A 16650-nucleotide genomic window follows, 5' to 3' on the forward strand; every position below is an offset into this window, starting at 1 on the left:
GCTTCATTTCGCCACCAGCAGCGAGCCGGTCACCGTCCGGTTGGCGATTTCCTGCATCCCCAGCCGGCAGAAGCTTTGCGGATCGCCCTTGGTGACGCCGTTGCGGGCCATGTAGTCCTCGGCCACGGCATAGATGCGCTTGCGCTCTTCCTTGCTGTCCAGAAACGCGTCGACCTGGGCGCGGGAATAGCCCTTGTCCAGCGCATAGCGTTCCAGCGCGCGCGCCTGGCCATAGGCGTAGATCAGCCGCCCGTTGATCGTCGGGCATTCGCGCCGGATGCGGTCGGCGATCCGCGCCGCGATCAGCCGGTCGTTGATATAGCGTTCCTGCGACAGCGGCTCGAGCGCGAGCGCCGGGCCGCTCAGTGCGGCAAGCGCCAGCGCTGCGGCGGCCAGGGGTTTCAGGGGGCCGGTCATCTTGCGGGTCATGGCGATATCCTCGTTGCACAGAGTTGCAACATAGGCCCGCCGCGGCGCCGGGCGGCCGCACGAATGGGTCAACCCCGCGTGAGCGCGCCGCCGAAAGCCGCGCTGGACGACCGCACCGCGCATCAGAACCAGTCCCTTTCGCCCAGCTCGTAGGTGTCGTGGAACTGCTCGTCGGTGCGGGTCAGATAGATCACCCCTTCGACAAAGGCGATCAGCCAGACCACCCCCGAGGGGATGAAGAACAGCAGCCATCCCAGCGCCGTCACCGCCAGCATGATCAGCCCGGCGCGGTTGTAGCCCAGATAGAACTTATGCGCCCCGACCGAGCCGAAGAACAGCGCCAGCAACCCCGCCACCATGCGGCTTTTGCCGTAATGGCGGGCGGGCTGCGGCGCGCCGGGGTCGGGATAGATCTCGGCCGCGCGCTCGCCCCGGGGCTGGAAATCCACCGCAACGCCCGGCCGCGCGATCTGGCCGCTGCCCAGCAGGTCCTCGGCCGCGAACGCATAGCGCCGCCCGTCGGCGCCGGTGACGACCCCCTCGCCCGTACGCGGGTCGATATGCAGGATCTGCCCCTTCATGCCGCACCCCCTGCGCACACAACGGCACGCGCCCCGGGGACGCGGGCGGCGTGTGCCGCGGCCGCCGCAGCGGCGGGATATGCGGAAAAAGCGGTCACTCGGCCGCCATGGCGCCCATGCGGCCGGTGCGCTTGGCCTTGATGCGGTCCTCGATCTCCTCGCGGAAATGGCGGATCAGCCCCTGGATCGGCCAGGCCGAGGCGTCCCCCAGCGCGCAGATCGTGTGGCCCTCGACCTGCTTGGTCACGTCCAGCAGCATGTCGATTTCCTCGACCTCGGCATCGCCGCGGACCAGCCGTTCCATCACCCGCATCATCCAGCCCGTGCCTTCGCGGCAGGGCGTGCACTGGCCGCAGCTTTCATGCTTGAAGAACGCCGACAGCCGCCAGATCGCCTTGATGATGTCGGTCTGCTGATCCATTACGATCATGCAGGCGGTGCCGAAGGACGAGCGCAGCTCGCGCATCCCGTCGAAATCCATGATCGCATCCTCGCACAGATGCGCCGGGATCACCGGGCACGAGGCGCCGCCGGGGATGATCGCCTTGAGGTTCTTCCAGCCGCCGCGGATGCCGCCGCCGTGGCGCTCGATCAGCTCGCGCATCGGGATCGACATCGATTCCTCGACCACGCAGGGGGTGTTGATATGGCCGGTCAGGCCGAACAGCTTGACGCCGGCGTTGTTCGGGCGGCCGAAACCGGCGAACCATTCCGCTCCGCGGCGCAGGATCGTGGGCACCACCGCGATGGATTCGACGTTGTTGACCGTGGTCGGGCAGCCGTAAAGCCCCGCCCCGGCCGGGAACGGCGGCTTCATCCGCGGCATCCCCTTTTTGCCTTCCAGGCTTTCCAGCAGCGCGGTTTCCTCGCCGCAGATATAGGCGCCGGCGCCATGGGCCACAAACAGGTCGAAGTCCCAGCCCGAGCCCGCCGCGTTCCGCCCCAGCAGCCCCGCGTCATAGCATTCGTCGATGGCAGATTGCAGCGATTCGCGTTCGCGGATGAACTCGCCGCGGATGTAGATATAGGCGGTGTGCGCGCCCATGGCGAAGCCGGCGATCAGCGCCCCCTCGATCAGCGTGTGCGGATCGTGGCGCATGATCTCGCGGTCCTTGCAGGTCGCAGGTTCCGATTCGTCGCCGTTGATGACCAGATAGGCCGGGCGCCCGTCGCTTTCCTTGGGCATGAAGGACCACTTCATCCCGGTGGGGAAGCCCGCGCCGCCCCGGCCGCGCAGGCCGGATTTCTTCATTTCGTCGATGATGGCATCGCGGCCGCGGGCGATGATCCCGGCGGTGCCGTCCCAGTGGCCGCGGGCGCGGGCGCCGCGCAGGCTGCGGTCACCCATGCCGTAGAGATTCGTGAAAATCCGGTCCTGATCGCTCAGCATCGCGTCGTCGTCCTATCGTTCGTGCGGTGCATCAGCGCGCCGCCGCCAGATCCGCCAGGTCACCATCAGCGACCAGACCAGCGCCCCGATCGCCGCGAGATCGGCGAGAAAGGCATATTCCGCGGGCCAGCCGTAACGCCGCCCCGCCCAGTTCGCCGCCAGCCATGCCAGCATCGCCCCCGCGATCACCAGCGCCACCAGCCGCATCTGGCCGCTGTCGTCCCGGCCCGGCGCAGGGCCGGGCGGCCGACGCGGCGCCGTCATGTCGTCCCGCCGCTGCCGGCGGCGTCACCGCCGGCGGGGGCATGCGCCGAATCCCCGTCGGCTGCAAGCGCGCGCGCCGCCTTGCGCCGCGGCGCCGGCTTGGCCTTCGTGGCCCCGCCCTTGCCGGGTTCAAAGGTCACCGCCTGCCCGCCGCCGACCGAGGCCTCGGCCGGTGCGCCGGCCATCCCGGCCGGGCGCTGCGGCCGCGCGATCGCCACCTGCGCCGCCGCCCCGCCGTCGCGGCGGATCGACTGCCGCACCGGCTCGTCGGGGTCGCGGGCGTCTTCGACCGGGACCCAGCTCTCATCGGCCTCGGCGCCCTGGCACAGCAGGAACATCCCCAGCCCGCCCAGCAGCCACGCTGTCACGAAACCCAGGAACAGCCCGCCCATGAAGCCGACCCCGCCCAGCGAGAACAGCAGCACGACCAGCCCCATCACCGCGGCGAAGATCCAGCAGTTCCGTGCGCAATTGGTCATGGCGGGGTCCTTTACAGCTGGGGTTCGGGGTCAGTCGGTGTCTTTCGCATCGGCGGGCTGGCCGGCCGGTTCAATCTTGGAAACGGGCATCCCCGGAGAGGTCGCCGCCGCCTCCTGCACGGTCACGCCGGTCTTGTCGGCGGGCCGGCCCAGGCTGGGCTTGGGCTCATCCCCGGAATCGCTATCGGCAGTGTCGGGGCGCACCCAGGGGGTCAGGATCGGCACCTCGGTCCCGTCGATGCGCTTGAGCGTGTCGCGCAGCCGCGTCGCCCGGGCGACCGAGGCATTCGCCTGCTCCACCCGCTCGGTCGCGGTCAGCGCCACCGGCCCGCCCAGCGGCTCCGACGAGAACCGGCCGTTCTGTGGCCCCGGCACCGGCACCTGCCCCGCGGCCATGGCGTCGATCAGCGCCGAAAGCTTCTCGGCGGTCAGGTCCTCGTAATAATCCTTGCCGATCTGCGCCATCGGCGCGTTCGAGCAGGCGCCCGGGCACTCGACCTCTTCCCACGAGAAATTGCCGTCGGCCGAGACCGTATGCGGGGTCGGCGCGATCTTCTCGCGGCAGATGGCGATCAGCTCCTCGGCGCCGCAGATCATGCAGGTGGTGGTGCCGCAGATCTGGATATGCGCAATCTTCCCAACGGGTTGCAGCTGATACATAAAGTAGAATGTCGCAACCTCAAGCACCCTGATATAGGGCATCCCCAGGAAATCGGCGACATATTCGATGGCCGGCCGCGACAGCCAGCCCTCTTGTTCCTGCGCGCGCCACAGCAGCGCGATCACCGCCGAGGCCTGCCGGCCCTGCGGATATTTGGTCAGTTGCGCCCGCGCCCATTCAAGGTTCGCAGGGGTGAACTCGAACGACTCGGGCTGGACGGGGGACAGGCGGCGCAGCATCAGGCGAACTCTCCGGTGCGAGGGGCGGCGGCGTGCGCCGGGGACGGGCCAAGGGACGACATGCTCACCGGTCGATCTCTCCGAACACGATATCGATCGAGCCCAGCAGCGCCGCGACATCGGCCAGCATGTGCCCGCGCGACAGCCAGTCCATCGACTGCAGGTGCAGATAGCCCGGCGCCCGCAGCTTGGCCCGATAGGGACGGTTGGTCCCGTCCGCGACCATGTAGACACCGAACTCGCCCTTGGGGGCCTCGACCGCGGCATAGACCTCGCCGGCGGGAACCTTGAACCCCTCGGTATACAGCTTGAAATGGTGGATCAGCGCTTCCATGTCGCGCTTCATCTCGGCGCGGCGAGGCGGCGTCAGCTTGCCGCGCGCCAGCACGTCGCCGGGCGGTTCCGCCAGCAGCTTGGCGCAGGCCTGGCGGATGATCGAGGTCGACTGGATCATCTCCTCCATCCGCACCAGATAGCGGTCGTAGCAGTCGCCGTTGGTGCCGACCGGCACCTGGAACTCGAATTCGTCGTAGCATTCATAGGGCTGGCTGCGGCGCAGGTCCCAGGCCAGGCCCGAGCCGCGCGCCATCACCCCGGAATAGCCCCAGTCGAGGATGTCCTGTTCCTTGACGATGCCGATATCGACGTTGCGCTGCTTGAAGATGCGGTTTTCGGTCAGCAGCACATGCAGGTCGTCGACCACCTTGGGAAAGGCCACCGCCCAGTCGTCGATGTCCTGGATCAGCTGCGGCGGCAGGTCCTGATGGACGCCGCCGGGGCGGAAATAATTGGCGTGCAGCCGCGCCCCGCAGGCCCGCTCGTAGAACACCATCAGCTTTTCACGCTCGACGTAACCCCACAGCGGCGGGGTCAGCGCGCCCACGTCCATTGCCTGCGACGTCAGGTTCAGCAGATGGTTCAGGATCCGCCCGATCTCGCTGTAAAGCACCCGGATCAACTGCGCCCGGCGCGGCACCTCGGTCTCGGTCAGCCGCTCGATCGCCAGGCACCAGGCATGTTCCTGGTTCATCGGCGCCACATAGTCGAGCCGGTCCAGATAGGGCAGGTTCTGCAGATAGGTGCGGCTTTCCATCAGCTTTTCGGTGCCGCGGTGCAAAAGCCCGATATGGGGGTCGGCGCGCTCGACGATCTCGCCGTCAAGCTCCAGCACCATGCGCAGAACACCATGCGCCGCAGGGTGTTGCGGGCCGAAGTTGATGTTGAAATTGCGGATGCGCTGTTCGTCGGTCAGCACGTCCGCGCTGCCGTCGTCATACTGGTTGTTGCGGATGTCGCCGTCCATCACTTCTTGCCCTCTGCGGTGACGCCGGTGGTGGCGGGGGCCTTCTCGTCGCCGGGCAGCACGTATTTCGCACCCTCCCACGGCGAGAGGAAATCGAACTGCCGGTATTCCTGCACCAGATCGACCGGCTCATAGACCACGCGCTTTTCGGCGTCGTCCCAGCGCACTTCCAGATAGCCGGTGGTCGGGAAGTCCTTGCGCAGCGGATGGCCGCGGAACCCGTAGTCCGACAGCAGCCGGCGCAGGTCCGGGTGCCCCGAGAACAGGATCCCGAACATGTCGAAGACCTCGCGCTCGAACCAGTTGGCGCAGGGCATCAGCCCGGTGATCGAGGGCACCAGCTCGTCCTCGCGCACCGCCGCCTTCAGCCGGATGCGCTGGTTGGTGTACATGGACAGGAAATGCCACACCACGTCGAAGCGCGCCGGGCGTTCCGGGTGATCGACGGCGGTGATGTCGACCAGGGTCGAAAAGCGGCAGGCCGGGTCGTCGCGCAGTGCCTGCACCAGCGCCACGATGGACTGCGCATGGACGGTCAGCGTCAGCTCGCCAAAGGCGACCTCGGATTTCAGCACATCGTTGGGGCGGCGGGCGGCGATCATTTCGCCCAGCTCGGCCAGCGCCTGCGGATCGGGATAGACGGCCATCGGGATCACCTCACCAGCGTGCCGGTGCGGCGGATGCGCCGCTGCAGTTGCAGGATGCCGTACAGCAGCGCCTCGGCGGTGGGCGGGCAGCCGGGAACGTAGATGTCGACCGGCACGATCCGGTCGCAGCCGCGCACGACGGAATAGGAATAATGGTAATAGCCGCCGCCATTGGCACAGCTGCCCATGGAAATCACATAGCGCGGCTCGGGCATCTGGTCATAGACCTTGCGCAGCGCCGGCGCCATCTTGTTGGTCAGCGTGCCCGCGACGATCATCAGGTCCGACTGCCGGGGCGAGGCCCGCGGCGCCGTCCCGAAGCGTTCCAGATCATAGCGCGGCATCGAGGCGTGGATCATCTCGACCGCGCAGCAGGCCAGGCCGAAGGTCATCCAGTGCAGCGAGCCGTTGCGCGCCCAGTTGATGATGTCCTCGGTGGTGGTCAGCAGGAAGCCCTTGTCCTGCAGCTCGCGGTTCAGCTGCGCCGTCGCGACCTCGCGGTCGGCGCCCGCGGTATTGGCCCCGGTCATCACGCCCATTCCAGCGCCCCTTTCCGCCATTCATAGGCAAATCCGATGGTCAGGACGGCCAGGAAGACCATCATCGACCAGAAGGCCACATCGCTGAGCCCGGCCAGGTTCACCGCCCAGGGGAACAGGAACGCGATCTCGAGGTCGAAGATGATGAACAGGATCGACACGAGATAGAACCGCACGTCGAACTTCATCCGCGCATCGTCGAAGGCGTTGAAGCCGCATTCATAGGCGCTGACCTTCTCCGGGTCCGGGTTGCGCACCGCCAGCACGGCAGCCGCAAGGACGAGGATGATCGCCAGCGCCGCGGCCATGCCGATGAAGACCAGGACGGGCAGATATTCGGACAGAAGATAGTCCACGAGAGGGCTCCCCTGACGGCGGCGACCCTCGGGTGCCGCGTGGCTGTGTGGCTGGAGTTTCGTTTATCCCTCCCCTGCCCGGTGGTCAATGCAACCATGGCGCCAAAGCCGGGGCGCGGCGCCCGGGTTTTCCGGCCGCTGCCCGGATCCCCCCGCCGACCGGGCGCCACGCCCCCGCTGGGACGGAATCGCCGTCGCCCCGGCTGCGCCATCGGGTATTTTCACCAGAAAGAAGCGGCAGAGCCCCGGCTTTCCCGCCGCTTTCATCTTGCCGCGAAGATCCTCGAGGGGATTCGCCGCCAGGCGATGGGGGGCAGACAGCCCCCCTTCCCCAGCGCCGCCGGCCGCCGCCCGGGCCGGGTCAGGCGCTGGCGGCCTTGCGCGGTTTGGTCGCGGCTGCGGGCCGCGCCGGGGCCGTCCGCTCCAGCAGCGGCGCCAGATAGCGGCCGGTGTGGCTGCCGGGCACCGCGGCGATATCCTCGGGCGTGCCGGTGGCGACGATCACCCCGCCGCCGTCGCCGCCCTCGGGGCCGATGTCGATGATCCAGTCGGCGGTCTTGATCACGTCGAGGTTGTGCTCGATCACCACCACGGTGTTGCCCTGCTCGACCAGCCGGTGCAGCACCTCGAGCAGCTTGCGGGTGTCGTCGAAATGCAGCCCGGTGGTGGGCTCGTCAAGGATATAGAGCGTGCGCCCGGTCGAGGCGCGCGACAGCTCCTTGGCGAGCTTCACCCGCTGCGCCTCGCCCCCCGACAGGGTGGTGGCCTGCTGGCCGACCTTGACATAGCCCAGCCCGACCTCGACCAGCGCATCCATCTTGGACCGGATCGAGGGCACGGCGCGGAAGAACTCCTGCGCGTCCTCGATGGTCATGTCCAGCACGTCGGCGATGGATCGGCCCTTGAACTCGACCTCCAGCGTCTCGCGGTTGTAGCGCTTGCCCTTGCAGGTCTCGCAGGTGACGTAGACGTCGGGCAGGAAATGCATCTCGATCTTGATGACGCCGTCGCCCTGGCAGGCCTCGCAGCGGCCGCCCTTGACGTTGAAGCTGAAGCGGCCGGGGCCGTAGCCGCGGGCCTTCGATTCCGGCAGCCCGGCGAACCAGTCGCGGATATGGGTATAGGCGCCAGTGTAGGTGGCGGGGTTCGAGCGCGGGGTGCGCCCGATGGGCCGCTGGTCGATGTCGATCACCTTGTCCAGCTGTTCCAGCCCCTTGACCGCGCGCGCGGGCGCGGGGGTCTGGCGGGCGCCGTTCAGCCGCATCGAGGCGGTCTTGAACAGCGTCTCGATGGTCAGCGTCGACTTGCCGCCGCCCGAGACGCCGGTCACGCAGACGAACCGCCCCAGCGGGAAATCCACCGTCACGTCGCGCAGGTTGTTGCCAGTGGCGCCCTCAACGGTCACGGCCTTGCCGTTGCCCCTGCGGCGCTCGGCGGGGACCGGGATCTCGCGCGCGCCGGACAGATATTGCCCGGTCAGGCTGTCAGGGTTGGCCTCGATCTCGGCCGGCGTGCCCTTGGCCACCACCTGCCCGCCATGGACCCCGGCCCCCGGCCCCATGTCAAAGACGTAATCGGCATGGCGGATCGCGTCCTCGTCATGTTCGACCACGATCACCGAGTTGCCCTGGTCGCGCAACCCCTTGAGCGCGCCCAGCAGCCGGTCGTTGTCGCGCTGATGCAGCCCGATCGAGGGCTCGTCCAGCACATAGAGCACCCCGGTCAGGCCCGAGCCGATCTGGCTGGCCAGCCGGATGCGCTGGCTTTCGCCGCCCGACAGCGTGCCGGCGGCGCGGCTCAGCGTCAGGTAATCCAGCCCGACATTGACCAGGAACCCCAGCCGTTCGCGGATTTCCTTGAGGATGGCGCGGGCGATTTCGTTCTTCTGCTTGGTCAGGTGGTTCGGGGCGTCCTCGGTCCAGGCCAGCGCCTCGCGGATCGACAGGTCGGTGACCTGGCCGATATGGGTGCCGGCGATCTTCACCGCCAGCGCCTCGGGCTTCAGCCGCCAGCCGTTGCAGACATGGCAGGGGCGTGCGTTCTGGTAACGCTCCATCTCCTCGCGCGACCAGGCGCTGTCGGTCTCGCGGTAGCGGCGTTCCATGTTGGGGATCACGCCCTCGAAGGTGCGGCTGACCTCATACACCCGGCCGGCGTCGTCAAAGCGGAAACGGATCTCTTCGCTGCCCGAGCCGTGCATGAACAGCTGCCGGATCTCGTCCGGCAGGTCGCGCCACGGGGTCTTGCGGTCGAAGCCGTAGTGTTTCGCCAGCGCGTTGATGGTCTGGGTCAGATAGGCGGATTTCGACTTCGCCCAGGGCGCGATGGCGCCCTGCGCCAGCGACAGGCCGGTGTCGGGCACGATCAGCCGCTCGTCGAACACCAGTTCGGCCCCCAGCCCGTCGCAGGCGGGGCAGGCCCCCAGCGGCGCGTTGAAGGAAAACAGCCGCGGCTCGATTTCCGGGATGGTGAAGCCGGAGACCGGGCAGGCGAAGTTCTCGCTGAAGGTGATGCGCTCGGGCTCACCTTCGGCCGGCGCGGTTTCCAGCACCGCAATGCCCCCGGCGAGGTCCAGCGCGGTGCGCAGGGAATCGGCCAATCGCGTTTCCAGCCCCTCGCGCACCACGATGCGGTCCACCACCACGTCGATGTCGTGGCGGAACTTCTTGTCCAGCGTCGGCGGCGTGTCGAGCTCGTGGAACGCGCCGTCGATCTTGACCCGCTGGAAGCCTTTCTTGCGCAGCTCCAGCAGCTCTTTCTCATAGGCGCCCTTGCGGTCGCGCACGATCGGGGCCAGCAGATAGGCGCGGGTGCCCTCGGGCAGAGCCATGATCCGGTCGACCATGTCCTGCACCTGCTGCGCCTCGATCGGCAGGCCTGTGGCCGGCGAATAGGGCGTCCCTGCCCGCGCGAACAGCAGCCGCAGATAGTCGTAGATTTCCGTGACCGTGCCGACGGTCGAGCGCGGGTTCTTGCTGGTGGTCTTCTGCTCGATGGAAATCGCCGGCGACAGGCCGGTGATATGGTCCACGTCCGGCTTGCCCATCATGTCGAGGAACTGCCGCGCATAGGCCGACAGGCTTTCGACATAGCGCCGCTGCCCCTCGGCATAGATGGTGTCAAAGGCGAGGCTGGATTTCCCCGACCCCGACAGCCCGGTGATCACCACCAGCCGGTCGCGGGGGATGTCCATGTCGACATTCTTGAGGTTGTGTTCGCGCGCGCCGCGTACCTCGATGAACTTCTGTTCCATGCGGGGGCCTTTTCGGGGGACAGGGGCAACAGATAGGCAGGCAGCTGTTGAAAGACAACGGCCGAGACGGAACGGAATATGAACTTGCGCATGACTGCATCTATGGCAGAGTGGCGTTGCAAGCGGTTAACGCGCGAGGGTTCGCCATGCCTGACAAGATCTATACCGGCAGTTGCCAATGCGGTGCCATCGCCTTCCGGCTGACCGCAGACGGTCCGACGACGGAATACCGCTTCAACAAGCACGTCATCTCGCACCGTTTCTGCCCGACTTGCGGCATCCAGCCCTATGCGACCGGGGAACAGGACGGCCAGACGATCGTGGCAGTGAACGTCAACTGTCTGGACGGGGTGGATGCGCGGGCGCTCGATTCGCAGGTTGTTGACGGGGCATCTGCCTGATCGGCGCAGGTTTCCGGACGCTTGCGCGCCGCCCTCAGCCGCCGGTGTGGCTCATGTGGCGCGAGACCTTGCCGGCGACGCCGCGGGAATAGTCGAAGTCGTGGCCCTTGGGCTTGCGGGCGATGGCGGTGCGGATCGCCTCGCGCAGCGGGCCGTCGTCGGCGCTGGCGCGCAAGGGCGCGCGCAGGTCGGCGCGGTCCTCCTGCCCCAGGCACATGTAGAGCTCGCCCGTGCAGGTGACGCGCACGCGGTTGCAGCTTTCGCAGAAATTATGGGTCAAGGGGGTGATGAAGCCGATCTTCTGCCCGGTTTCCTCGATCCGCACATAGCGGGCCGGGCCGCCGCTGCGCTCGGCCAGCGGCTGCAGGGTGAAGCGTTCGGCCAGCCGCGCGCGCAGGTCGCTGAGCGGCCAGTACTGGTCCAGCCGGTCCTCCTCGCCCATCTCGCCCATCGGCATGACCTCGATGAAGGTCAGGTCGTGGCCCTCGCCCGCGCACCAGTCGAGCAGGGGGAACAGCTCGTCCTCGTTGAAGCCCTTGAGCGCCACGGTGTTGATCTTGACCCGCATTCCCGCGGCCTTGGCGGCCGCGATGCCGCCCAGCACCTGCGGCAGCCGGCCCCAGCGGGTGATGGCGGCGAACTTGTCGGGGTCGAGCGTGTCGAGCGAGACATTCACCCGCCGCACCCCGCAATCGGCCAACTCGTCGGCAAAGCGCGACAGCTGGCTGCCGTTGGTGGTCACGGTCAGCTCGTCCAGCCCGTTGCCCAGCCGCCCGGACATGACCCGGAACAGCGACATGATGTTGCGCCGCACCAGCGGCTCGCCCCCGGTGATGCGCAGCTTGCGCACGCCCAGGTCGATGAAGGCGCCCGCCAGGCGTTCGAGTTCCTCCAGCGTCAGCAGCTCGGCCTTGGGCAGGAACTGCATGTGCTCGGCCATGCAATAGGTGCAGCGGAAATCGCAGCGGTCGGTGACCGAGACCCGCAGGTAGGTGATGGGGCGGGCGAAAGGGTCGATCAGCGGGGCGCAGGACATGGCCGCAACATAGGCAGCGCGGGGCGGCGGCTCAAGGCCCGGCAAGAGCGGCGGCGGGACGCCGAAGAACCGGCGCGGGCGTGGACAGCGGCGCCCGGGCGCGGCAGTCTGGGGCGGAAGCCAACAGACCCCGGGGAACGATCCATGACCACCGCACAAGCGTTCAACCGACTGGCGCTGCTGCTGCCGCTGCTGGCGCTGGCCGGCTGCGACCTGGCGGCCACCGGGACGCCGCAGCCGCCGCCGCGGGCGACGGCCCCCGCCGCCCCCTCGGGCGTGACCGAAACCGCGCTGCAGCGCCCGGCCAGCGCGCGCTCGGTTGCGTCGCTGGATGCCTCGGCGGCGGAAAAGGCCGCGGCGAGCCGGCCTGCTGCCGCAGGGGCGCGGCTGGGGACCACCATCGCCTCGCTGGGGGATGCGACCAAGGGCGGGTTCTGGATCCGCACGCCGCTGGTGCAGGCCGCGGGCAAGGGGCGGCTGGTGGACCCCTCGACCGGCAAATCGGTGAATGTCGACCTGATCCCCCTGCCCGGCCCGGCCTCGGCCGGCAGCCAGGTGTCGCTGCCGGTGCTGACTACACTGGGGGTGGGGCTGACCGACCTGCCCGAGGTCGAGGTGTATCGGAACTGACGGCGGCTCAGCCCCAGTCGGGGCGGTGGCGTTCGACCCAGGCGCGGCCGGGATCGCCGCCCCACAGCTGCCAGGCGATATAGGCGGCCGAGGGCGCGCCCTCGCCCCAGCCCTCGCGCGCCCGCAGGCCGGCGAAGCGGGCGAACCAGCCGGCGATCACCCGCATCTCGCGCGCGGAGTGCGGGCGGCGCGCGGCCAGCGCCTGCGCCCGGGCCAGCCCGACCCCGGTGCCGCCGCGGCCGTGGCGCGCGCGCAGCGCCAGCCCCTGCTGCGCCGCCGCCGCGACCTCAGGGGGCGGCACGAAGCCCGGCGCGGCCAGCCCCAGCACATCCAGCCCCGCCGCCAACGCAGGCGGCAGGGACTCGCCGCCGCTCATCCGGCGGGCATCCGCGCCTCGACCATCCCGGCCAGCCAGCTGGCCCCGGCCGGGATGGCGCTGTCGTCGAAATCATAGGCGGGGTGGTGCAGCATGGCGCTGTCGCCGTTGCCCAGGAAGATATAGGCCCCCGGCCGCGATTCGAGCATGTAGCTGAAATCCTCGCCCGCCATCAGCGGCGGCGCGGCGGTGTCCACCGACCCGGCGACGGCGCGGGCGACCTCGGCCGCGTGGGCGGTGGCGTCCCGGTGGTTCACCGTCACCGGATAGCCGCGGCGATAGTCGATGGCGGCGCTGACCCCCAGCGCCTCGGCGGTGCTGGCGACCACCCGGTGAAAGCGCTGTTCCAGCAGGTCGCGCACGCCGGCATCGAGCGAGCGCACGGTGCCCCGCAGCCGCACCTCTTGCGGGATGATGTTATAGGCGTGGCTCGAGGTCTCGACCGAGCAGACCGAGACCACCCCCGCCTGCAGCGGATCGAGGTTGCGCGCCACCAGCGATTGCAGCGCCGTCACCAGCTGCGCCGCAGCCAGCACCGGATCGACGCAATCCTGCGGCCGCGCCGCGTGGCCGCCGCGGCCGGTCAGCACCACGTCGAACTGGTCGGCAGCGGCCATGATCCCGCCCTCGCGGATCGCGAATTGCCCGACGGGCAGGCCGGGCAGGTTGTGCAGCGCATAGAACTCTTGAATCCCCCAGCGCTCGACCAGCCCGTCCTGGACCATGGCCAGCCCCCCGGCGCCGTTTTCCTCGGCCGGCTGGAACACCAGCACGGCGGTGCCGTCGAAATTGCGGGTCTCGGCCAGGTATTTCGCCGCCCCCAGCAGCATCGCGGTGTGGCCGTCATGGCCGCAGGCGTGCATGACCCCCGGCGTGGTCGAGGCATAGTCGGCGCCGGTGATCTCGGTGATCGGCAGCGCGTCCATGTCGGCGCGCAGCGCCACCACCCGCGCGCGCGTGTCGCGGCAGCCGCGGATCACCGCCACCACGCCGCTGCGGCCGACACCCTCGGTCACCTCGTCGGCGCCAAAGCCGCGCAGCAGCTCGGCCACGCGGGCGGCGGTGCGGTGGACGGCATAGTCCAGTTCGGGGTGGCGGTGGAAATCATGCCGCCAGCCGGTGATCTCGGGCAGCAGCTCGGCAAAGCGGTTCCTGACGGGCATGGCGCAACTCCTGTGACCCCGGCAGGCTACAGCGCGACGGGGCGGGCGCAAGCCGTTGCGGCAGAGATCAACCCTCGGTCAGCGCCGCCACCGCGTGCGCCAGATGCCGGCGCGGCAGGATCAGGATGCAGGGCCCGTCCAGCGCCAGCTCGACCGCGCCGCCCAAGGCGGCGTTCGAGGTGCCGACACGGCCCGCCGGCTCGAACACCAGCCCGGAGATCGGCCAGCGCAGGCCGCGGCTTTCCCCGCTCACCCGCCCCAGCGGGTAGAGCGAGACCCGCGTGCCCGCCGGCAGGTCCAGCGCCAGCCGCGGCGGCGCTGCGATCATCACGTCGGTGCCCGCCAGCAGCAGGCAGGGCGGGTGGCGCAGCCGGGTCAGCGTGGTCAGATTGGCTAACAGATGGTCATGGCGCGGCCCGGCGAACCCCACCGCCACCACGAAGGGCGCGGCGATCCGCGACAGGCATTTTTCAAAATCGGTGCTCTCCTGCTCGGCGATATGGTGCAGCCGGGCGGCGGGGATTTGCGCCCGCACTTCAGCCGAAAGGGAATCGAAATCCCCCGCCACCGCCAGCGGCATCAGCCCCGCCGCCAGCGCCCGTTCCGAGCCGCTGTCGGCAGCCATGATCGCGGGCGCCAGCACCGTCGCCTGCGCCAGATCCGCGTCCGACACCGCGCCGCCGCCGATCAGGGTGACGCCCTGCGCAATGGACAGCAGCGGCGTCATTCGCCGCGGCCGATCCCCCGGAACACATGCCGGAACGGGATCGCCCAGGCAAAGGCCAGGAAGATGTAGACCGGCACCTCGGCCCAGATCGGCATCCGGCCGAAGCGCGCGTCCAGCCAGTTCATCAGGGTGACCGCGATCACGATCCAGATCGGCAGCCAGACCAGCAGCAGCACCAGCGACCAGCGCTTGCGGGCCTTCAGCGACATCTCTTTTCCGTTGCCCGGCCCCGCCATCGGATCAATCCGCGAAGGGGTCGTGGACAAGAATGGTGTCGTCGCGTTCGGGGCTGGTGGAGAGCAGCGCCACCGGGCACTGGATCAGCTCTTCGATGCGGCGGACGTATTTCACCGCCGCCGCCGGCAGATCGGCCCAGGAGCGCGCGCCCTCGGTCGACTCCGACCAGCCCTCGATTTCCTCGTAGACCGGAACGGCGCGGGCCTGCAGCGCCGCGGCGGTGGGCAGGTGGTCGTAATGCACCCCGTCGACGGTGTAGCCGGTGCAGATCTTCAGCGTCTCGAACCCGTCCAGCACGTCGAGCTTGGTCAGCGCGATGCCGTGGACGCCGGAAATCGCGCAGGTCTGGCGCACCAGCGCCGCGTCGAACCAGCCGCAGCGGCGCTTGCGGCCGGTGACGGTGCCGAACTCGCGGCCGCGTTCGCCCAGCCGCTGGCCGATCTCGTCCTCGAGCTCGGTCGGGAACGGGCCGGAACCCACGCGGGTGGTATAGGCCTTGACGATGCCCAGCACATAGCCGATCGCCCCCGGCCCCATGCCCGTCCCCGAGGCCGCCGCCCCCGACATGGTGGTGGACGAGGTGACATAGGGATAGGTGCCGAAGTCGATGTCCAGCAGCGAGCCCTGCGCGCCCTCGAACAGGATGCGCTTGCCGGATTTGCGGGCGTCGGCCATCACCTTCCACACCGGCTGCGCATAGGGCAGCAGCTTGGGCGCGATCTCCAGCAGCTGCGCGCGCAGCGCCGCGCGGTCGATGGGGTCCGCCCCCAGCCCTTGGCGCAGCGGGTCGTGATGCGCGAGCAGCCGGTCCAGCCGGTCGTCCAGCGTCTGTTCGTCGCCCAGATCGGCGACGCGGATCGAGCGACGGCCCACCTTGTCCTCATACGCCGGGCCGATGCCGCGGCCGGTGGTGCCGATCTTGGCCTTGCCGGCGGCTTCCTCGCGCAGGCGGTCCAGGTCCTGGTGCAGCGGCAGGATCAGGGGGGTGTTTTCCGCGATCACCAGATTCGCGGTCGAGATCTCGACCCCCTGCCCCGACAGCTTGTCGATTTCGGAGAACAGCGCCCAGGGGTCCAGCACCACGCCGTTGCCGATCACCGCCAGCTTGTTCTTGCGCACGATCCCCGAGGGCAGCAGCGACAGCTTGAACACCTGCCCGCCGATCACCAGCGTGTGCCCGGCGTTATGGCCGCCCTGGAACCGCGCGATCACGTCGGCGCGCTCGGACAGCCAGTCGACGATCTTGCCCTTGCCCTCGTCGCCCCACTGGGCGCCGACCACCACCACATTCGCCATCACAATTCCTTTGGTCACGTGCGCGGGGCGCGGTATAGCCCCGAAAGATCGCCCCGGGAAGCCGCTATTGCCCCAGGATCGAGGCCAGACGCCGCAGCGCCAGCAGATAGCCCTCGGTCCCGCAGCCGGCGATCACCCCCTCGGCGCGGGCGCTGACGAAGGAATGGTGCCGGAAGGACTCGCGCCGGTGGATGTTCGAGATATGCACCTCGATCACCGGCCCGTCATAGGCGTTCAGCGCATCGAGGATCGCGACCGAGCTATGGCTGTAGGCGGCGGGGTTGATGACGATGCCGGCGGCCTCGGCGCGGGCCTCGTGGATCCAGTCGACCAGCTGGCCTTCGTGGTTCGACTGCCGGAACCGCAGCCCCAGCCCCAGCTGATCCGCCAGCGCGGTGCAGCGGGTTTCCACATCGGCCAGCGTCTCGTGGCCGTAAACCTCGGGCTGGCGCTGGCCCAGCAGGTTCAGGTTCGGGCCGTTGAGGACATGGATCATGCGGGTCATTCAAGAACCATCCTGTAAACCGGACTGTAAACCGGCCCACCCGGGAACCGCCTGACTGCTGGTCGGGGCGAGAGGATTCGAACCTCCGGCCTACGGTACCCAAAACCGTCGCGCTACCAGGCTGCGCCACGCCCCGGA

Annotated in this window: 20 protein-coding genes and 1 tRNA gene; 2 read left to right on the forward strand and 19 right to left on the reverse strand. The window is 68.9% G+C overall.

The features are described from left to right. Window positions 1-3 precede the first annotated feature (3 nt). The 11 genes from BUB57_RS03990 to uvrA form a co-directional block, all read right to left on the reverse strand. Window positions 4-429, reverse strand: a complete 426-nt coding sequence (locus BUB57_RS03990; protein ID WP_234951978.1) for a DUF5333 domain-containing protein — start codon at window positions 427-429, stop codon at window positions 4-6. A 122-nt stretch (window positions 430-551) separates the two neighbouring features. Beyond that, a complete protein-coding gene (locus BUB57_RS03995) occupies window positions 552-1010 on the reverse strand; it encodes a TM2 domain-containing protein (RefSeq protein ID WP_073062510.1) in 459 nt (152 codons plus the stop codon). Between the two features lie 94 nt (window positions 1011-1104). Then, a complete protein-coding gene (gene nuoF / locus BUB57_RS04000; protein ID WP_073062513.1) occupies window positions 1105-2400 on the reverse strand; it encodes an NADH-quinone oxidoreductase subunit NuoF in 1296 nt (431 codons plus the stop codon). Between the two features lie 12 nt (window positions 2401-2412). Beyond that, window positions 2413-2664 carry a DUF5337 domain-containing protein gene (locus BUB57_RS04005; protein WP_073062517.1) on the reverse strand — a complete coding sequence of 84 codons (252 nt, stop codon included), beginning with the start codon at window positions 2662-2664 and terminating at the stop codon, window positions 2413-2415. After that, window positions 2661-3143, reverse strand: a complete 483-nt coding sequence (locus BUB57_RS04010) for a hypothetical protein (protein WP_073062521.1) — start codon at window positions 3141-3143, stop codon at window positions 2661-2663. Before BUB57_RS04010 ends, BUB57_RS04005 begins: the two co-directional genes overlap by 4 nt. A gap of 30 nt (window positions 3144-3173) precedes the next feature. Beyond that, window positions 3174-4043 (reverse strand): NADH-quinone oxidoreductase subunit NuoE, encoded by an 870-nt coding sequence (gene nuoE / locus BUB57_RS04015; protein ID WP_084731950.1) that lies wholly within the window; start codon window positions 4041-4043, stop codon window positions 3174-3176. Window positions 4044-4107: 64 nt separating this feature from the next. Continuing rightward, a complete protein-coding gene (locus BUB57_RS04020) occupies window positions 4108-5346 on the reverse strand; it encodes an NADH-quinone oxidoreductase subunit D (RefSeq protein WP_073062523.1) in 1239 nt (412 codons plus the stop codon). Continuing rightward, on the reverse strand, window positions 5346-5993 hold the full coding sequence (locus BUB57_RS04025) for an NADH-quinone oxidoreductase subunit C (protein WP_073062526.1): 648 nt from the start codon (window positions 5991-5993) through the stop codon (window positions 5346-5348). Before BUB57_RS04025 ends, BUB57_RS04020 begins: the two co-directional genes overlap by 1 nt. A gap of 5 nt (window positions 5994-5998) precedes the next feature. After that, on the reverse strand, window positions 5999-6523 hold the full coding sequence (locus BUB57_RS04030; protein ID WP_073063602.1) for a NuoB/complex I 20 kDa subunit family protein: 525 nt from the start codon (window positions 6521-6523) through the stop codon (window positions 5999-6001). Next, on the reverse strand, window positions 6523-6888 hold the full coding sequence (locus tag BUB57_RS04035) for an NADH-quinone oxidoreductase subunit A (protein WP_073062529.1): 366 nt from the start codon (window positions 6886-6888) through the stop codon (window positions 6523-6525). Before BUB57_RS04035 ends, BUB57_RS04030 begins: the two co-directional genes overlap by 1 nt. Window positions 6889-7249: 361 nt before the next feature. After that, on the reverse strand, window positions 7250-10141 hold the full coding sequence (gene uvrA / locus BUB57_RS04040; protein WP_073062533.1) for an excinuclease ABC subunit UvrA: 2892 nt from the start codon (window positions 10139-10141) through the stop codon (window positions 7250-7252). A gap of 146 nt (window positions 10142-10287) precedes the next feature. Here uvrA and BUB57_RS04045 point away from each other — a divergent pair, with 146 nt between their 5' ends. Next, window positions 10288-10542, forward strand: a complete 255-nt coding sequence (locus tag BUB57_RS04045) for a GFA family protein (protein WP_073062536.1) — start codon at window positions 10288-10290, stop codon at window positions 10540-10542. A gap of 34 nt (window positions 10543-10576) precedes the next feature. Here BUB57_RS04045 and moaA read toward each other — a convergent pair whose 3' ends face one another. Next, on the reverse strand, window positions 10577-11578 hold the full coding sequence (gene moaA / locus BUB57_RS04050; protein ID WP_073062539.1) for a GTP 3',8-cyclase MoaA: 1002 nt from the start codon (window positions 11576-11578) through the stop codon (window positions 10577-10579). A 144-nt stretch (window positions 11579-11722) separates the two neighbouring features. Here moaA and BUB57_RS04055 point away from each other — a divergent pair, with 144 nt between their 5' ends. Beyond that, window positions 11723-12208 carry a hypothetical protein gene (locus BUB57_RS04055; RefSeq protein WP_073062542.1) on the forward strand — a complete coding sequence of 162 codons (486 nt, stop codon included), beginning with the start codon at window positions 11723-11725 and terminating at the stop codon, window positions 12206-12208. A 7-nt stretch (window positions 12209-12215) separates the two neighbouring features. Here BUB57_RS04055 and BUB57_RS04060 read toward each other — a convergent pair whose 3' ends face one another. The 7 genes from BUB57_RS04060 to BUB57_RS04090 form a co-directional block, all read right to left on the reverse strand. Continuing rightward, window positions 12216-12584, reverse strand: coding sequence for a hypothetical protein (locus BUB57_RS04060; RefSeq protein WP_073062546.1), 369 nt, complete (start codon window positions 12582-12584; stop codon window positions 12216-12218). Next, window positions 12581-13747, reverse strand: coding sequence for a M20 aminoacylase family protein (locus BUB57_RS04065; RefSeq protein WP_073062549.1), 1167 nt, complete (start codon window positions 13745-13747; stop codon window positions 12581-12583). Before BUB57_RS04065 ends, BUB57_RS04060 begins: the two co-directional genes overlap by 4 nt. 67 nt (window positions 13748-13814) lie before the next feature. Then, the gene (locus BUB57_RS04070; RefSeq protein WP_073062553.1) at window positions 13815-14474 is read right to left on the reverse strand and encodes a thiamine diphosphokinase; all 660 of its coding nucleotides are present in this window, start codon (window positions 14472-14474) and stop codon (window positions 13815-13817) included. Then, entirely contained in the window at window positions 14471-14683 is a 213-nt protein-coding gene (locus tag BUB57_RS04075) for a DUF2842 domain-containing protein (protein ID WP_073063605.1), read from the reverse strand. The genes BUB57_RS04070 and BUB57_RS04075 overlap by 4 nt, the downstream gene beginning before the upstream one ends. Before the next feature lie 31 nt (window positions 14684-14714). After that, window positions 14715-16007, reverse strand: a complete 1293-nt coding sequence (locus tag BUB57_RS04080; protein ID WP_073062556.1) for an adenylosuccinate synthase — start codon at window positions 16005-16007, stop codon at window positions 14715-14717. A gap of 64 nt (window positions 16008-16071) precedes the next feature. Next, entirely contained in the window at window positions 16072-16512 is a 441-nt protein-coding gene (gene aroQ / locus BUB57_RS04085) for a type II 3-dehydroquinate dehydratase (RefSeq protein WP_073062559.1), read from the reverse strand. 59 nt (window positions 16513-16571) lie between these two features. Next, window positions 16572-16648: transfer RNA gene (locus BUB57_RS04090), tRNA-Pro, on the reverse strand. Between the last annotated feature and the right edge of the window lie 2 nt (window positions 16649-16650).

The organism is Paracoccus solventivorans (assembly GCF_900142875.1).
Lineage (GTDB): Bacteria > Pseudomonadota > Alphaproteobacteria > Rhodobacterales > Rhodobacteraceae > Paracoccus > Paracoccus solventivorans.

What these genes read in the sequence shown, in the direction of transcription:
- BUB57_RS03990 (WP_234951978.1), bottom strand. Translation starts at nt 429, where the DNA reads ATGACCCGCAAGATGACCGGCCCCCTGAAACCCCTGGCCGCCGCAGCG.
- BUB57_RS03995 (WP_073062510.1), bottom strand. Translation starts at nt 1,010, where the DNA reads ATGAAGGGGCAGATCCTGCATATCGACCCGCGTACGGGCGAGGGGGTC.
- nuoF (WP_073062513.1), bottom strand. Translation starts at nt 2,400, where the DNA reads ATGCTGAGCGATCAGGACCGGATTTTCACGAATCTCTACGGCATGGGT.
- BUB57_RS04005 (WP_073062517.1), bottom strand. Translation starts at nt 2,664, where the DNA reads ATGACGGCGCCGCGTCGGCCGCCCGGCCCTGCGCCGGGCCGGGACGAC.
- BUB57_RS04010 (WP_073062521.1), bottom strand. Translation starts at nt 3,143, where the DNA reads ATGACCAATTGCGCACGGAACTGCTGGATCTTCGCCGCGGTGATGGGG.
- nuoE (WP_084731950.1), bottom strand. Translation starts at nt 4,043, where the DNA reads ATGCTGCGCCGCCTGTCCCCCGTCCAGCCCGAGTCGTTCGAGTTCACC.
- BUB57_RS04020 (WP_073062523.1), bottom strand. Translation starts at nt 5,346, where the DNA reads ATGGACGGCGACATCCGCAACAACCAGTATGACGACGGCAGCGCGGAC.
- BUB57_RS04025 (WP_073062526.1), bottom strand. Translation starts at nt 5,993, where the DNA reads ATGGCCGTCTATCCCGATCCGCAGGCGCTGGCCGAGCTGGGCGAAATG.
- BUB57_RS04030 (WP_073063602.1), bottom strand. Translation starts at nt 6,523, where the DNA reads ATGACCGGGGCCAATACCGCGGGCGCCGACCGCGAGGTCGCGACGGCG.
- uvrA (WP_073062533.1), bottom strand. Translation starts at nt 10,141, where the DNA reads ATGGAACAGAAGTTCATCGAGGTACGCGGCGCGCGCGAACACAACCTC.
- BUB57_RS04045 (WP_073062536.1), top strand. Translation starts at nt 10,288, where the DNA reads ATGCCTGACAAGATCTATACCGGCAGTTGCCAATGCGGTGCCATCGCC.
- moaA (WP_073062539.1), bottom strand. Translation starts at nt 11,578, where the DNA reads ATGTCCTGCGCCCCGCTGATCGACCCTTTCGCCCGCCCCATCACCTAC.
- BUB57_RS04055 (WP_073062542.1), top strand. Translation starts at nt 11,723, where the DNA reads ATGACCACCGCACAAGCGTTCAACCGACTGGCGCTGCTGCTGCCGCTG.
- BUB57_RS04060 (WP_073062546.1), bottom strand. Translation starts at nt 12,584, where the DNA reads ATGAGCGGCGGCGAGTCCCTGCCGCCTGCGTTGGCGGCGGGGCTGGAT.
- BUB57_RS04065 (WP_073062549.1), bottom strand. Translation starts at nt 13,747, where the DNA reads ATGCCCGTCAGGAACCGCTTTGCCGAGCTGCTGCCCGAGATCACCGGC.
- BUB57_RS04070 (WP_073062553.1), bottom strand. Translation starts at nt 14,474, where the DNA reads ATGACGCCGCTGCTGTCCATTGCGCAGGGCGTCACCCTGATCGGCGGC.
- BUB57_RS04075 (WP_073063605.1), bottom strand. Translation starts at nt 14,683, where the DNA reads ATGTCGCTGAAGGCCCGCAAGCGCTGGTCGCTGGTGCTGCTGCTGGTC.
- BUB57_RS04080 (WP_073062556.1), bottom strand. Translation starts at nt 16,007, where the DNA reads ATGGCGAATGTGGTGGTGGTCGGCGCCCAGTGGGGCGACGAGGGCAAG.
- aroQ (WP_073062559.1), bottom strand. Translation starts at nt 16,512, where the DNA reads ATGACCCGCATGATCCATGTCCTCAACGGCCCGAACCTGAACCTGCTG.